The organism is Sphingopyxis sp. GW821-FHT10B01 (assembly GCF_059415685.1).
In genome coordinates, this window is sequence record NZ_JBWKNS010000002.1 from 221,688 (window position 1) to 237,216 (window position 15,529).

At 65.2% G+C, this 15,529-nt stretch carries 13 protein-coding genes and 1 tRNA gene; 4 read left to right on the forward strand and 10 right to left on the reverse strand.

Annotated elements, in window-relative coordinates:
* The first annotated feature begins 6 nt into the window (after positions 1-6).
* Both AC07NV_RS05465 and AC07NV_RS05470 read left to right on the forward strand, forming a co-directional pair.
* Positions 7-1,218: a toxic anion resistance protein gene (locus AC07NV_RS05465; RefSeq protein WP_495165332.1), complete on the forward strand. Its 1,212-nt coding sequence runs from the start codon at positions 7-9 to the stop codon at positions 1,216-1,218.
* 8 nt (positions 1,219-1,226) lie between these two features.
* Positions 1,227-1,952, forward strand: coding sequence for a hypothetical protein (locus AC07NV_RS05470; protein WP_495165333.1), 726 nt, complete (start codon positions 1,227-1,229; stop codon positions 1,950-1,952).
* On the opposite strand, the gene AC07NV_RS05475 is transcribed toward AC07NV_RS05470, so the two are convergent.
* The 9 genes from AC07NV_RS05475 to AC07NV_RS05515 form a co-directional block, all read right to left on the reverse strand.
* Positions 1,949-2,266: a hypothetical protein gene (locus tag AC07NV_RS05475; RefSeq protein ID WP_495165334.1), complete on the reverse strand. Its 318-nt coding sequence runs from the start codon at positions 2,264-2,266 to the stop codon at positions 1,949-1,951. The two genes, AC07NV_RS05470 and AC07NV_RS05475, sit on opposite strands and share 4 nt — an antisense overlap.
* Positions 2,263-2,874 (reverse strand): RNA polymerase sigma factor, encoded by a 612-nt coding sequence (locus AC07NV_RS05480; protein ID WP_495165988.1) that lies wholly within the window; start codon positions 2,872-2,874, stop codon positions 2,263-2,265. The genes AC07NV_RS05475 and AC07NV_RS05480 overlap by 4 nt, the downstream gene beginning before the upstream one ends.
* Positions 2,795-3,376, reverse strand: coding sequence for a hypothetical protein (locus AC07NV_RS05485; protein ID WP_495165335.1), 582 nt, complete (start codon positions 3,374-3,376; stop codon positions 2,795-2,797). Before AC07NV_RS05485 ends, AC07NV_RS05480 begins: the two co-directional genes overlap by 80 nt.
* A gap of 386 nt (positions 3,377-3,762) precedes the next feature.
* Positions 3,763-5,160, reverse strand: a complete 1,398-nt coding sequence (locus AC07NV_RS05490) for an FAD/NAD(P)-binding protein (RefSeq protein ID WP_495165989.1) — start codon at positions 5,158-5,160, stop codon at positions 3,763-3,765.
* 2 nt (positions 5,161-5,162) lie between these two features.
* Complete coding sequence (locus tag AC07NV_RS05495; RefSeq protein WP_495165336.1) at positions 5,163-6,056, reverse strand: TauD/TfdA dioxygenase family protein; 894 nt, start codon at positions 6,054-6,056, stop codon at positions 5,163-5,165.
* A gap of 109 nt (positions 6,057-6,165) precedes the next feature.
* Entirely contained in the window at positions 6,166-7,839 is a 1,674-nt protein-coding gene (locus AC07NV_RS05500; protein WP_495165337.1) for an arylsulfatase, read from the reverse strand.
* 122 nt (positions 7,840-7,961) lie between these two features.
* On the reverse strand, positions 7,962-8,915 hold the full coding sequence (locus tag AC07NV_RS05505; RefSeq protein WP_495165338.1) for a TauD/TfdA dioxygenase family protein: 954 nt from the start codon (positions 8,913-8,915) through the stop codon (positions 7,962-7,964).
* Positions 8,916-9,026: 111 nt separating this feature from the next.
* The gene (locus AC07NV_RS05510) at positions 9,027-11,453 is read right to left on the reverse strand and encodes a TonB-dependent receptor (RefSeq protein WP_495165339.1); all 2,427 of its coding nucleotides are present in this window, start codon (positions 11,451-11,453) and stop codon (positions 9,027-9,029) included.
* Between the two features lie 731 nt (positions 11,454-12,184).
* Positions 12,185-12,258: transfer RNA gene (locus AC07NV_RS05515), tRNA-Gln, on the reverse strand.
* Positions 12,259-12,415: 157 nt separating this feature from the next.
* On the opposite strand from AC07NV_RS05515, the gene AC07NV_RS05520 reads away from it, so the two are divergent.
* Both AC07NV_RS05520 and AC07NV_RS05525 read left to right on the forward strand, forming a co-directional pair.
* Positions 12,416-13,714, forward strand: a complete 1,299-nt coding sequence (locus tag AC07NV_RS05520; protein ID WP_495165340.1) for an FAD-dependent oxidoreductase — start codon at positions 12,416-12,418, stop codon at positions 13,712-13,714.
* Complete coding sequence (locus AC07NV_RS05525; protein ID WP_495165341.1) at positions 13,711-14,133, forward strand: DoxX family protein; 423 nt, start codon at positions 13,711-13,713, stop codon at positions 14,131-14,133. Before AC07NV_RS05520 ends, AC07NV_RS05525 begins: the two co-directional genes overlap by 4 nt.
* 84 nt (positions 14,134-14,217) lie before the next feature.
* Here AC07NV_RS05525 and AC07NV_RS05530 read toward each other — a convergent pair whose 3' ends face one another.
* Positions 14,218-15,474, reverse strand: a complete 1,257-nt coding sequence (locus AC07NV_RS05530) for a dipeptidase (protein ID WP_495165342.1) — start codon at positions 15,472-15,474, stop codon at positions 14,218-14,220.
* Positions 15,475-15,529 lie beyond the last annotated feature (55 nt).

Sequence of the window (15,529 nt, forward strand, 5' to 3'; positions counted from 1 at the left end):
AGACGAATGAGCGACGTGACGGCAACTGCGACCGCAACCGACGAACTGAAACTGACCCCGCCCGACCCCGTGCCGACAGTTACGCCCGAAAAGGCCTCTGGCCTGGTGCCTTTGTCGACCGAGCAGAAATCAAAACTCGAAGAGCGTGTCGATGGCTTTATCGACGATCTTGTCGCGCAGGACGTCAATTCGCCCGCCTTCGGCCAGAAGGTCGACCAGATCACGAACATGGGCCGCAAGGAAATGCTGGAGGCGGCGAACCAGTCGAACCGCTTCCTCGACCGCCCGATCAAAGCGATGGATCGCGACACCGAAATCGGGATGAACCTGATCGAGCTACGCAACACCGTCGAACGGCTCGACCCGTCGGCGAACGGCAAGCTCCTGACCAAGCGCGGCTTTTTCGACAAGATTCTCGGCAACAAGGTCGGTAACTATTTCGCGCAATACCGCAGCGCGCAGACGCATATCGGCGGCATCCTGACCGCATTGTCCAACGGCAAGGACGAGCTGTTGATGGACAATGCCGCCATCGACGTCGAACGGCGCAAGCTGTGGGAAGCGATGGGCAAGCTCGAACAGATGGTCCACATCGCAGGCACGCTCGACGCCAAGCTGGAAACGAAGGCGACCGAGCTCGACGGCGTCGACCCCGCCAAGGCGAAGGTGCTGCGCGAGAATGCGCTTTTCTATGCACGCCAGCGCACGCAGGACCTGCTGACGCAAATGGCGGTGACGGTGCAGGGTTATCTCGCGCTCGACCTCGTCAAAAAGAACAATGTCGAGCTGGTGAAGGGCGTCGACCGCGCCAGCACTACCACCGTCGGCGCGCTGAAAACCGCGATAACCGTCGCGCAGGCGATGACGAACCAGAAGCTGGTGCTCGAACAGATCACCGCGCTCAACACGACGACCGCGAACATCATCGACGGCACCTCGAAGATGCTCAAGGACAACACCGCGCGCATCCACGAGCAGGCGGCGTCGAGCACGATCCCGATGGAGACGCTCCAGCGCGCGTTCCAGAATATCTATGACACGATGGATGCGATCGACACCTTCAAGCTGAAGGCGCTCGACAGCATGAAAACGACGGTAACAACGCTCGAGGGCGAGGTCGCCAAGTCGAAAGGCTATATCGCGCGCGCCGAGGGTGCCTCCCAAGCGCAGGCAAGTGTCAGCGGCGCCGACAGCCCGCTCGCATCGCTCGAAGGCTAAGGCACATCATGACGATGAGTGAAGTCGACAAGATCCGGATTTCAGCCGCTTCCGCGATCGAACGATCGCGCGAACGCCGCCGCCCGATCGGCACCAAGAGCGTCGCGCTGCGCCGCCAGCATCTCTATAAAAAGCTCGGCCGCGTGCTGATCGCCGGCGGGATCGTGCTGATCGGCGCTGCGGTGTTCGGCGCGCTGATCCAGCCGCTCGGCTTTACCGGACTGCTCGCTTTGTTCATCCTCCTGATCGGCGTTGCGGTGCTGTTCGGCCGCTCGCCCTTCCCCGAGCCGCGCCAGGCCGATTTGCCCAAGGCCGACCTCAAACAGCTCGCCGGGCGCACCGAAATCTGGCTCGAGGCACAGCGCCCTGCGCTCCCCGCCCCGGCACGCCAGCTTGTCGATGGCATCGGCGTCCAGCTCGATCTGCTCGCACCGCAACTCCAGACGCTCGACGCATCGAGCCCCGCCGCAGCGAATATCCGCAAGCTCGTCGGCGAGGACCTGCCCGAACTCGTCGCGGGCTACCAGCGCATTCCTGCGGGCCTGCGCAGCGAAGCCCATGCCGGTCGCACCCCCGACGAGACCCTCGTGGGCGGCCTCAAGATGCTCGAAAGCGAAATCGGCAACGCCGCGCGCAGCCTCGCCTCAGGCGAACTCGACAAGCTCGCGACGCGCGAACGCTATCTTCAGCTCAAATATCAGGGCATCGACGGCGAGGACGTGCCGCCCGCCTAAGCTTGCCGCCAGCGCTGCGTCCCGAACCAGAGCAACAGCACGAGCAACAGCGGCGGCGCGAGTCCCCAATGCCCCGCCCCGGCGAGCGGCGCGAGCAAAGGCGCCGACGACAAGAGCCACAGCGCCGCAAGCAAGGCACCGACCGCGAGCGCCTCGAACGCGAAACTCCGCCAAAAGCGTTGGCGGGCCCGGGCATAGGCCGCTTGCGCTTCGATCGCGTACGTAACCTGCAATACAAAGCCCCGGTCGCCCGGTCGGTCAGGCGGCGCCAGCATCGCCGCCAGCATTGTATCGGTTTCGTTCGGGGCCGTCATGCGTCGGTTCCTTCGCCGATCATCTTCTGCGCCTTGGCACGGCCGCGCAAGACCAGCGACTTGAGCGTGCCGAGCGGTACGCCCATGATCGCGGCCGCCTCGCCGTGCGACCAGCCATGGCCGAAGCAAAGCGTAAGCGCGGCGCGCTCCTGCGGCGACAGCGGAGCGAGCAAGCGATCGGCGTCGATCGCGGCATCGCTCGCCGGGCGCGGATCGCTCGACGTCGCGCTATCGTCGCCGACCGCGAGGCCCTCGCGCCGCCGCGCGGTGCGCCGCTGGTCGAGGAACAGCCGCCAGCCGATCCCCATGATCCATGCGGCATAACTCCCTTGCCCCCGATAATCGCCCGCACGCTGCCACGCGCGAACAAAGGCTTCCTGCGCCAGATCGTCGGCGTCGCTCCCCGCGACGCGCGCAAGAAAGGCGCGCAGTCGCCCCTCGTGCCGCAGCACGAGGAGTTGGAAAGCGGCGCGATCTCCCCCGGCAACGCGCTGGTTGAGGGCCCAATCTTCATCGGCGCATTCCTCATCACGCAGCGGTGCGCTCCTCGGCAGCCGCCGCGCGCGCGAGGCGGCGGCGGACGAGGAGCGCGATGCCGACGAAGGCAGGGAAGAGCGCGGCGCCCGCCGAGATGCGGATCAACTCTTCATGCCCCTGGATCACCCCGAAACCCGCCATCGCAAGCCCGATTGCGAGCAAGACGAGCCCGTTGCGATCGTCGCCCGGCGTGTCGGCGCCTGGCTGGCCGCCGAGATGCTCATAAGGCTTGTTGAGCTTGTCGATCAGCGGGCTGACCGCGTCCGATTTCGCTTCGAGCGCGCGGCGGATCGAGCGATGGAGCATCCACGCGTGGAGCAACCGCGCGAGCAGGAAAAAACCGACGACGAACAGCGCGACCATCGTGATATTTTCGAGCCAGCCGAAGAATCGATCGCTAACCGCGACGAGTTCGGTGGTCGGCGGCGGAGCCGGCATGAACGAAGCGATGTCGCGCGGGTCGATATAGGCGGCGACGTCGGCCGGGCTGATCGATTGCGGGGGCAGCACCACAGGCGCAGCGGCAGTGGCGGGCGGCGCGGCAGCCGCCGTCGCGGCAATCAGAAAATCCATTGTCTCTCTCCTTCATGCCGCGTCGGCATGCTGAAACCACAGGCGGCGGCTTCCGGCAAGGCGGGGATGATCTGCACCGGGGAGCACATATCAATCGCCGCGCGAAACCGCCGCCCGGACCGGCGCAACGTCCGATCATGGACTAGACGGCACGCCGGCAGTCGATGGATGCAGGGAGCGGCGAAAAATTTCGGGTTGCGGCCCTCTCCCTTTGATGGGGGAGGGAGCGAGACTTGCCAGCTTACTGGTTAGTCGCAGCGGTGGGGGTGCGGTTTCGGCATCACGCGGCGGTGCGATGACGCACCGTCACCGCCATCCAACTGCGCCTAATCGCGCCGCGACAAGGCTGCGTATCTTCCCCCCATCAAGGGGGAAGGGAGTAGGCTCTAAAGGCCCTCGCCGCCCGTCCAGTGCGCATTGACGAGGCGGCGCGCGAGCGCGCTGACCTGGTTGCGGATGTCGGGCACTGCGACGACTTCCCACAAGTCGCCGCGCGTCATCGGGCCGATCGCCAATATATGCTCGGACGCTTTGCCCGCGGCATCGACAACATGGCCATCGCGGTCGATATCGAGCCCGAGGCGCAGCGCGTCGGGGCGGATACGCTTCGCGCCGAGCAGGCGCCGCACGAGCGGGTCCGATGATCGCAACAAGTCGCCCTGCGGCCCGGTGCAGTTGATCATCCGCGCCGCATGCGTCGTCACCAGATCCGCCGCGCTGCGCGGGAGCCACGATACCGCCAGCGCGTCGGGCTCGACCGTCACCCCGGCAATCTTGCCCGCCCGGAACTTCAGCTGCCCCGACGCGACCAGCGCGTCGATGCGGTCGGCGACTTCGGGGGCCAGCCGATGGCGATGCACGTCCCAGAACGGGCGAAGGTGGCGCAGGAAGCGCGCGCGCTTGTCGGCGTCGGCCGCAGCCCACATCATCTGGGTGATCGGGCGGATCGAATCGACGACCAGCCGCCAGTCGCGCTTACTGGTTTCGTCGCGCGCCCAGCGCACCAGTTCGGACAGATCGGGCGCGGGTTTTGCCAGCACCGGCTTGGGACGCGGCAGGCCGTCGATATGACGATGCGGGCGCAAGCCGCGCCGCGACAAGGCGGTGATCGGGCCTTCGAAGCCGTGCGATACAAGCCGCAAGATCACGTCGACCGCGGTCAGCCCGGTGCCGACGACGAGCACCGGCGCCTGCTTGTCGAGCCCGTCCTCGAACGCGCTCGCCCACGGATCGCCGATATAGCGATGCGACGGCAGGCGCGCGCCCTCGATCGCGGGCGGATCGTGTGGCGGCAGATTGCCGATCGCCAGCACCGCACGGTCGGCCTCGATCAGCCCGCCGTTGACGAGCCCGAGCGTGACCTGCCCGCGCTTCTCCTCGATATCGAGCACCTCGTCGTCGACGAGCTTGAGCCGCCGGCCATATTTCTCCATCGCCTGACGCAGCGTCTCGCGCAGGTAGCGGCCATAGGTCGCACGCGTGACGAACGCCGCTTCGCAGCCGAGCCCACGCGCGGCCAGCCATTCGCAGAAATGGTCGGGCCGGTCGGCAAAGGCGCTCATATTGCCTGCACGGACGTTGAGCAGGTGCGCGGTTTCGGTGCTGCTATACGCGACCCCGGCGCCCATGCGGTGCCGGTCGCGCTCGATCAGCAGCACTTCGACATCGGGCTGTTCGAGCAGGTTGATCGCAAGCAGCGTTCCCGAGAAACCCGCGCCGACGATTGCGACGCGAGTCGCAGTGCGAAAGCGCGGACGCGGCGAATGAAGCTGCGCTTCGATCATCCTCACGGGGTTACCACATCCCCGGAAACGGTGACACGTTCGAGTGCACGATATTCGGGCCAGTAATCGCCGACCGCATAATGCTGGGTCGACCGATTGTCCCAGATACCGATCGCGTTCGGGGTCCAGCGGAAGCGCACCTGATATTCGGGCACCTTGATCCGGTCGAACAGCAGGCGAAGCAGGCTGTCGCTGTCCTCCTCGCTCACGCCAATGATGCGGCTGGTGAAGGTGTAATTGACGTAGAGGATCTTCTCGCCCGTTTCGGGGTGCGAGCGCACGACCGGATGGCGCACCGGCGGGAAGTCGCGCGCGAGCTGCGCGCGCTTTTCCTCAGTGACGCGGCCGCCAAAGCTGCGGACGATGTCATGCTCGGCCTCGAGCCCCTCGATGCGGTCCTTCACCGGCCGCGGCAGCCCGGCATAGGCGGCGACGGTGTCGGCCCACATCGTATCGCCGCCCAGCGGCGGCAAGTGGCGCGCGCGCAGGATCGACGCGATCGATGGCCGCTCGCGGAAGGTCACGTCGGTGTGCCATTTATTATACGCCTGGAACGGCGCGAGCGTTTCAGCGGTCAGCTGGACGCCCTCGACGCCTTCGATCCTGAGAATTTCGGGATAGCCATCGACCGAGGGGATCACCGGATGGCCTTCGAGCTCACCAAAGAGGCGCCCGAGCCGGACATGGCTTTCGTGGCTGATGTCCTGATCGCGAAAAAAGACGACTTTGAACCGCAGCCAGGCGGCGCGCAGCAAATCAGCCTCTTCCGACGACAGCGCACGGTCGAGATCGAGCCCGCTGATCTCGGCGCCGATCGTCGGCGTCGAGGGCAAGATCGACACGCCGAGCGATCGTGCCGTTTCGAACAGGTCGGGTGTGTTCAGCTGCGTGGCCATGAGCAGTCCTTTCGGTCGGTCGAATCGCAATATGTCCCGGAGCCCCGAAAGTAACTCAACTAATCTAATTGACAAGCCCTGATACGCCGAAACGCATGAAACGCGCGACCTATGGCCGGTATGGCACCGAATCAGGCAGGATGACGCCGAAATCGCTGGCGTATCGGTCCCATGCGGCGGCCAGCTCGGCCTTGCGGTCGGGATTGCTGAGCGACAGGTCGCGCGTCTCGCCGGGATCGCGCGCGATATCGAACAATCGCCAGATGCCATCGCCGATATCGGTGAGCTTCCAGTCGCCGCGGCGATAGGCGCGCGAGCCGAACAATTCGGCGCCGACGCCGTCATTCGGACCATAGACACGCGCGTCGGCGTTCCGGAGCCACGCCGCCCACGACCGGCCGGTAATCGGCCGGACCTCGCGGCCAGCGACGCGCGTTGCCCTGGCATCGGCGCCCGCGAAATCGAGCAGGGTCGGCGCGATATCGGCGACCGACAGATATTGCGTCTCCGCGCCCGGACGCGCCGCAATGCCCACGCCGCTGATAAACGCGACCGCGCGCGTGCCGCCTTCGCTGTTATAGCCCTTGGTCAGCCACGACGGCGCGGTCGCCGCCTGCGCCCAACCCGCGCCATAGGTTAGATAGGACGACGCTGCGCCGCGATTGACAAAGCTGTTGTCGGCGTCCTTGAGCGAGCCGGCGAGCATCTGCGCCCCGGTGGTCTCGGCGTCGAGCGCCTCGGCGCCATTGTCGGCAAGGAAGACGATTACCGTGTTGTCGAGTTCGCCCGATGCGCGCAGCGTCTCGATCACGCGGCCGACATTCTGGTCGAGCCGGTCCACCATCGCGGCATAGATTTCCATGTTGCGCGCGGCGAGCCGCTGCTGGTCGGCGGTCAGCGAATCCCAGCTTCCATCGCGGTTGCGCGGTGTGTGCGCGGCAACATCGGGCGCGAGGATACCCAGTTCGCGCTGTCGTGCAATGCGGCGTTCGCGCAGCACGTCGAAGCCTTCGTCATAGCGCCCCTTGTAGCGCGCAATGTCCGCCCCCGGCGCTTGCAGCGGCCAATGCGGCGCGGTGAAAGCCAGATAGCCGAAGAAGGGCCGCCCGGCTTTCCCCTTTGCCGGCCGTTCGCCGAGAAAATCGATCAGGCGCGTCGTGAAATAGTCGCTCGAATAGAAATCCGTGGGCAAATGCGCGACCACCTTGCCATCCTCGCGATAGGTCGCGATCCCGCGCGTGCCGGGGCTCGCTTCGGGTTTGATGTCGGTGCCGTAATGATTGTGCCCGCCCTGCAGCAGCGCAAAGCTGCGCTCGAACCCGCGCGCGTGCGGGTCCTGCCCGGGGGTCAGACCAAGGTGCCATTTGCCCGACAGCAAGGTGCGGTAACCGCTGGCGCCGAGCCGCTCGGCGAGCGTCGCGACATCGCTGCGCAAATAGCCCTCATACCCCGGCTTGCCCTGCTGGTTCGGGCGGATGAGTTCGGCCATCGTGCCAAGCCCGGCGCGGTGATTATCGGTGCCCGAGAGCAGCATCGATCGAGTCGGCGAACAGGTTGACGCGGTATGAAAGCCCGCGAGCCGGATGCCGTTCAGCGCCAGCTTGTCGAGATTTGGCGTGCGAATTTCGCCCCCGAACGCGCCGAGGTCCGAATAGCCGAGATCGTCGGCAACGATGACGAGCAGGTTCGGCCGCCGCTCCTTCGCCTGCGCGGACCCGATGGTCGCGGCGGCGCCGATCAGCGCAGCAAAAAGGAGGCGGGAAAAACGCGAACCATGGGTCATCGGGTGGTCTTTCAAAGACAAAAGGTCGGCGCGCCCGGGCGAATGAAACCCGGGCGCGCCGCAGACAGGACCGGCGCAGTCACAGGAAGGAAAGGGAGAGCCATAAACGCCGGCCGATTTCGTCAGGCAGGTTCGTACTGAACCGCCTTTTCCTTGCGGACAGTGCGGCTGCGGCGTCCGTCGATTCCGACCGGCACTTCGCCCGAAATCGTCGCGCGGCGGAGCGTCCGGCGCTGCAGCCCGAAGTCGGCCGTCGCGCGGTGCTGGGTCGACTGATTGTCCCAGATGGCGACGTCGCCCTCTCGCCAGCGCCAGCGCACGACGTTTTCGGGCTTGGTGATATGATCCTGCAGCGTCTGGAACAGGCGTGCACTGTCGGCGGCGTTCAGTCCGACGAACTGCTTGACGAAATGACCGAGCAGCAGGCTGCGCTGGCCGCTGACCGGGTGGACGCGGACGACCGGATGCTCGGTCTCATAGACCGTCGAAGCAAAGACATTGCGATGCTCCTTGATCCGCTGCGCCGCGCTTTCGCCATCGGGTGCCGATTGCAGGATCGACGCATAATCATAGAGGTTCGTGTGCGTCGCCCACAGAGTGTTGACCAGCTGGCGCAGCACTTCGGGCAGACCTTCATACGCCGTCTCGCCATTCGCCCACTGGGTGTCGCCGCCGGCTTCGGGAATGGTCAGCGCACGCAGGATCGAGGCCTTGGGATAGGCGTCGACAAAAGTCACGTCGGTGTGCCAGCTCGACGCCGCATAGCCTTCCTTGCTGTCGAGCTCGAGCAGATAGCGCGAGCCTTCGGCGACCGGCACCGTCGGATGCGCGACCGGATCGCCGAGCAGAGCCGCGAAATCCTCATGTTCCCGATCGGTCAGATGCTGCTGGTCGCGAAAGAAGAGCACCTTGTGCCGCACGAGCGCTGCCTCGATCGCCTGCACCGTCGCCGCGGGCAGGTCGCCCGACAGCTGGACGCCGTTCACGATCGCGCCGATCGTGCCGGTCACCGGAGTAACGTCGAGGTCGATGTTCTTGTCGCGCGCATTGGCATAGCTGTTGTGAAGGTCCGTCATGTCAATCTCCTTTGGGGGTAGGACGGCGGGGGTATCCGGCAAGACCCTCTGCGGGCGGTCGTCGAATCGGGTGGGCGCCGCTTGCCGGCGCGAGTGGGAAGAGCGCAGCCGTCACAGCTTCGTCCGCAACGTTGCGCCGATCGTGCGCGGTTCGCCGATCAGCGCAGTGACGATGCCGGTGGCGGCCGGCGACAGGGTCTGGAAATAATTCTTGTCGAACAGGTTGCGCGCCCAGAGCGACAGGTCGAACAAGCCGTCATCGGTCTTGAATCCGATCCGCGCGTTCGCGATCCCGTAAGCGGGAACATCGGCATAGCGACTATTGTTCGACGACGTGTTGAACGACGAGCGATGCGAAAAATCGGCGTGGACATAGGCCGACAGATCGCGCCCACCCAGGTTACCGAGCGGTGCCGACAGATCGCCGCCGAGCGTGTAGGTGAATTTCGGCACGCCCGGCAGTTGCTTGCCGGACAGATCCTGCACTGCGACCGTGCCCGGAATCTGGAGTTCGGGCGCCTGAGGTGCGTTGGGATAATCGCTATAGGTCGTGTCGGCATAGGCGGCCGAGGCGTAGAAGCTTGCCCGATCGCTCGGCGCGAAACTGAGATCGCCTTCGACGCCGCGCGAACGCACGCCCGGTATATTGGCGATATATTGGCGGACGTTGATCGAACTCGCGATCTGCTCGGTGATCGCGGTCTGGTAGTCGCTGATTTCGGTCCAATAGCCCGCGACGTTCAGCGTAACCTTGCGATCGAACCATTGCGACTTGATGCCCAATTCATAGCTGTCGACCTTTTCGGGCGCGACGTCGGGGTCGATCCCGGCGGGCAGGTTGGTCAGGTTGAGCCCGCCCGACTTGTTGCCACGCGAATAGGTCGCATAGGCGAGCGCATCGTCGCTGAACTGCCACGACAGCGTCGCCAGCCCCGACACGCTATTGTCGGTGAAACCGGTCGAGTAATTGGTGACCGGGTTGAACTGCGTACGGAGCGCGGCTGCCTGCGCGGCAATGCCCGCCGGCAGCGTCGCCAGATTGACCCCCGCGACATGGATTTGCGTGAACGAACCGCTCTTCTTCTCATGCGTGTAGCGAAGGCCAGCGGTCAGCGTCAGCCGGTCGGTGAATTTCCAGTCGAGTTGGCCGAACAGCGCATAGCTTTTGGTGCGCGGGTCCGAGGTCGAATTCGCTTCGAAGCCGTTGAGCGCGGCATCCCACGCAGCAAGCGGGATCGGCGAGGTCGCGGGACGGTTCCACAGCCCGGCGGCAGGGCCGTAAGCGGTCGCGCCCTTGCCACGGATGACCTGCCAGAAATAATAGGCGCCGACGACATAGTCGATCGGCCCGTCGGTGTCGGACGCCAGCCGGAGTTCCTGGCTGAACTGGCGCTGGCGGTTGGCCTGTTGCGCCTTGACGACAATCGGCAGCGAGGTCGAATCGCCGTCGTTGGAGGGGTTCCAGTCCCACCAGCGATAGGCGGTGATCGAAGTCAGCTTGGCCGCTCCGACGTCCCAATCGACCTGCCCCGACACGCCATAACCGTCCATGTTCGACTGATAATGGCTGTCGGCCTCGCCGCGCCGCGCGAAGGGATCGATCGTCGGGAAGCTGTAGCCGGGGAAGCGCGCGGCGCGCTCGGCAAAGCTGTTCGCGATCGCCGCGCCATTGTCATAGGTGCCGAAATAGCCGGCGAAGACATTGAGGACATGATTCTGCTTCTGGCGCGAAAAATCGCCGATGATCCGTACCTCGAGATCGGTGGTCGGGGTAAACAGCAATTGCCCGCGCACGCTCCAGTTCGAATAATCCTGCGCGCGTTCCTTCTGCGTATCATTGTAGAGGAAGCCGCGGCGCTCGGTGGACGAGCCGCTGATGCGGATGGCGAGCAGATCGTCGATGATTGCCCCCGACGCCGAAGCGCGCAGCTGGTAATAGCCGTAATCGCCGACGCTCGCCTCGCCCGAAAATTCGGGGTTGAAGCTCGGCTTGCGCGACGTGATGTTGATCGCGCCCGAGGTCGTATTCTTGCCGAACAGCGTGCCTTGCGGTCCGCGCAGCACCTCGATCTGCTGCAAGTCGACCAGGTCGAACTGCGACTGGCCCGGACGCCCGTAATAGACATTGTCGACATAGAAGCCGACGCCGTTTTCCAGCCCGTCGTTGGTCAGCGCGACATTGCTGCCGAGCCCGCGGATGTTGATATTGGTGTTGCGCGGGTTGAAGCTGAACACCTGCAGGCTCGGCACGATCTGCTGGATCTGGGTCAGCGAATAATTGCCCGTCGCCTCGAGCTGCGAGGCGCCGACGACTGACAGCGCGATCGGCACATCCTGCGCGCTTTCGTCGCGGCGACGCGCCGACACGATGATCGCGCCGCCGTCATATTCGCCCGCGGCTTCGGCGGCGGCGTCGGCCGCTTCGGTGGTCGTGGCGGCGGCGGCCTCTACTTCGGCCCCCCATGCAGGGGTGGCCGGCAGCAGCAACGCGGCGCCGAGCAAGAACTTCAAACGATGATCGGGAGAGAAACGCTTCATTAGATATGGTCCCCGGGCGGGGTGTCCGCCCCCTTTTTAATGTGATGGATATTGGCGCGGTGCGCCGCGCCGGATCGGGACGCCGCCAGCTGCTCCCCCCACAGCGCCCGGGCGGCGCTGCGCAGAGACGCAGGATAGCGAGCCAGATCCGACAGGTCGGATTGGGTCAGCAAAGGCATGATATGTCCCCGTGCCGGCGCTCGGGCACCGGACATCAGGCCGCAAACGTCTCGCGTGAGGAGGCGCGGCTGGAGATTATGGAGGGCCGCCGAGCGGAAAGGACGCGGTCAGTCCGCTATCCCCGCACGCGGCGGCGATGATCTAAAAACTGGTGCTACACATACGCATCGCAATACCCCTTCTGGGGGGAACGCAATGCCTGGCGATGTCGCCCGAGCATCACGCGCTTTAGCTGTTGGTAACGCGGAGCAAGCTGCTTCCCGGTCAAAAGCCGCGGGTCGAAGGGGAGAGCCCGTCATTCGTCTCGACCAGTCCCGAATGACAATGTCAACTTAATCGATTGATTTTGGTTTCGTCAATGATGACGGCCGCTTTTTGCGGCGAAGAAAATCTTTCGGGCGACAAGCCGCGGCTTATTCGCCGTCCGTTCCGGCTTGGAAATACGCGGTTTAATGCGCCGCGACGAGCATGGCCAAGGGCGCAACGGGGGACGCCGCGAACCATGTCGCGGGTCCGGCCACGCCGGCATTGTTGCGGATGTCGGGAAAGTCTGGATGCCCCGCGAGGATTCGAACCTCGATAGGCGGTATCAGAAACCGCAGTCTTACCATTAGACGACAGGGCACCAGAGGCGGGCGCAATATGATTCCATGGCCGCGCTGTCAAGGCCGCCGTGCCCGCCCGAATAAGGCCGCTTGCCCTGACGCATTTCGCCGCTAGCATCGTCTGCATAACAAGAGAGGGGGCCGCGCGCCCGCGCGGACACCCGAAGGAGTGGGTTGATGCGTCATGTCGCGATCGTCGGGTCGGGCCCCGCGGGCTATTATACCGCCGAAACTTTACAGAAAGCCGACGATATCGCAGTCGACGTCATCGACCGCCTGCCCGTTCCCTACGGCCTGATCCGTACCGGAGTCGCACCCGATCATCAGTCGATCAAGGCCGTGTCGCGCCGCTACGAAGGCGTCGCACTGGCCGAAAACGTCCGTTTCGTTGGCCATGTCGCGGTCGGAACCGACGTCACGATCGACGAACTGGTCGACCTGTACGACGCGGTCATCCTGGCGACCGGCGCCCCCAACGACCGGCCGCTCGACATTCCCGGCGCGGGCCTGCACGGCGTGATCGGCAGCGCCGCCTTCGTCGGCTGGTACAACGGCCATCCCGATTTCGCCGACCTCAACCCGCCGCTCGATGCCCCCGGCGTCGCAGTGATCGGCAATGGCAATGTCGCACTCGACGTCGCGCGCATTCTCGCCAAGACACCCACCGAATTCGCTGGCAGCGACATTGTCGCCCATGCCCGCGAGGCGCTGGGATTGAGCGCGGTTCGCCACATCCATATCCTCGGTCGCCGCGGCCCGCACCAGATCGCGATGACCCCCAAGGAGCTGGGCGAGCTCGGCCATCTCGAGCGCGCGAGCCCGCGCGTCGACCCCGCCGACCTGCCCCTCGAAGGCGACGACGCGCTGCTCGAACCCGGGATGCGCAAGTCGGTCACTCATTTGCGCAGCTTCACCGCCAATCCCGTCGCCAAGCCGGTGACGATCGATTTCGACTTTTTCGCCATGCCCGTTGGAATCGAAGGCGACGAGAACGGCCGGGCGCAGCGCGTGATCGTCGAACGCACAACGCTCGACGCCGAGCTGCGCAGCCATGGCACTGGCGAAACCTATGCGATCGAGGCGGGGCTGGTGGTCAGTTGCATCGGTTATCAGACGCCGCCGATCCCCGGCGTCCCCTATGAACATGGCCGCGGCCGCTTTGCCAACGACGACGGGCGCATCCTGCCCGGCCTCTATTGCGTCGGCTGGGCGCGGCGCGGGCCGTCGGGGACGATCGGCACCAACAAGCCCGACGGCGCACGCATCGGCGAAATGGTGCTGGAGGATATCGGCCGCGGCGCAGGCAAGGGAGGCCGTCCCGGACTCGACACCTTGCTCGCCAGCCGGGGGGTCACCCCGGTGACCTTCCGCGACTGGCGCCGGATCGAAGAGGCCGAAGTGGCAGCCGCGCTCGACGGCAACCCGCGCGAGAAATTCACCAGCATCGAGGCGATGCTCGAAGCGATCGGACGGTGAAGGAAAGGATTCGCGCTGCGCTGCGCTGGTTGCTCACGCTCGCTTATGGCTATGCGGGCTGGGCGCATCTCGCGCGGCCTGCACCCTTCCTCGCGATAACTCCGCCCTGGGTGCCGGCGCCCGAACTGGTCGTCGCCGCAACCGGCATCGCAGAAATTGCGGGCGCCATCGGGCTGATGATCCCGGCGACACGCAAGGCGGCCGGCTGGGGCCTCGCGCTCTATGCGCTGTGCGTCTGGCCCGCGAACATCCACCACGCGCTCGCCAATGTCGCGATCGGCGGCGCGACCTTGAGCTGGTGGTACCACGGCCCGCGCCTCGCCGCGCAGCCGCTGATCATCTGGTGGGCCCTGTGGGCGAGCGGCGCGACCGACTGGCCGTTTGGGAAAGACAATCAACCTCAAACCCGTTCGCCCTGAGCCTATCGAAGGGCCGTTCTTCTTTGCAGCGTTGAAGAGAAGAACAGTGCTTCGACAAGCTCAGCACGAACGGAAAGAAATTGGCTATTTCGCGACCGGCGTCTCGATCGGCGACTGGCCCTTCTGGCTCGCCGCATAGACCTCGACCGCCTTCAGCACGCGCAGCATGTTGCCGCTCGAAATCTTCTCGAGCTCGGCCTGCGTATAGCCGCGTCGCGCGAGTTCGGCGAACAGCCGCGGATAGCCCGTAACATCCTCCAGCCCGACCGGGGTCGCATCCATCCCGTCATAATCGCCGCCGATCCCGATATGATCGACGCCGATCGTCGCCTTGATATGGTCGATATGGTCCGCCGCGATGCCGATCGGCGTTTGCGGCGCCGGGTTCGCCGCGTCCCACGCCTTCAGCGCGGGGGCGACGGCATCGGGGTTGCCGACGTACAGCGCTTCGAGCCGCGCCTTTTCTGCCGTCCGCGAAAGCCCATGCGCGCGCAGCTTGGGATCGAGGAAGGCGGCATAGAGCACCACCATCACGACACCGCCATTGGCCTTCACCGCGGGCAGCACGCTGTCGGGCACGTTGCGCGGATGGTCGTTGACCGCGCGGACGCCCGAATGGCTGAACATGACCGGGGCCTTCGACACCTCGAGCGCGTCCTTCATCGTCGCTTCGCTGACATGGCTCAAATCGACGATCATGCCGATGCGGTTCATTTCCTGCACGACCTTCCGGCCGAAATCGGTCAGCCCGTCATGCTGCGGCGCATCGGTCGCGCTGTCGGCCCACGGCGTGGTCTTGCCGTGGGTCAGCGTCATGTAGCGCGCGCCCATGCCATAAAGCTGGCGCAGCACGGCGAGCGACGATCCGATCGACTGGCCGCCTTCCATCCCGAGCATGCCGGCGACCTTGCCCGCCTTCATCTGCTGTTCGAGTTCGGCCGAGGTCGACGCGAAACCAAGGTCGTTCGGGTAACGCGCGATCAGCCGCTTCGCGACGTCGATCTGCTCGATCGTCTGCTGCACCGCCTGCTGCTCATTCGTGTTCGACGGTACATAGACCGACCAGAATTGCGCCCCGACATGCCCCTTGCGCAGGCGCTGGATGTCGGTGTGCATCACCGTTCCATCGGGCTTGGGCCGGGTGGTATCGCGAAAGTCGAAGTCGTTGATCACATTACCGACCTCTCCACGCAATTCCCACGGCACGTCATTATGTCCGTCGAACACCGGTGCCTTCTTGAGCGCAGCTTCGGCAATCGCCTCGGGCGATTTCTGTGCAGCGACGGGAGTGGAGACGAGGGCGAAAGCGGCGAGGCCGGCGAGCAGGATGGGCTTGTTCATGGAGCGTGACCTTACGTGCTTGAGCGAGCGGCGCAAGCCCTGCTTGACGCGAGCG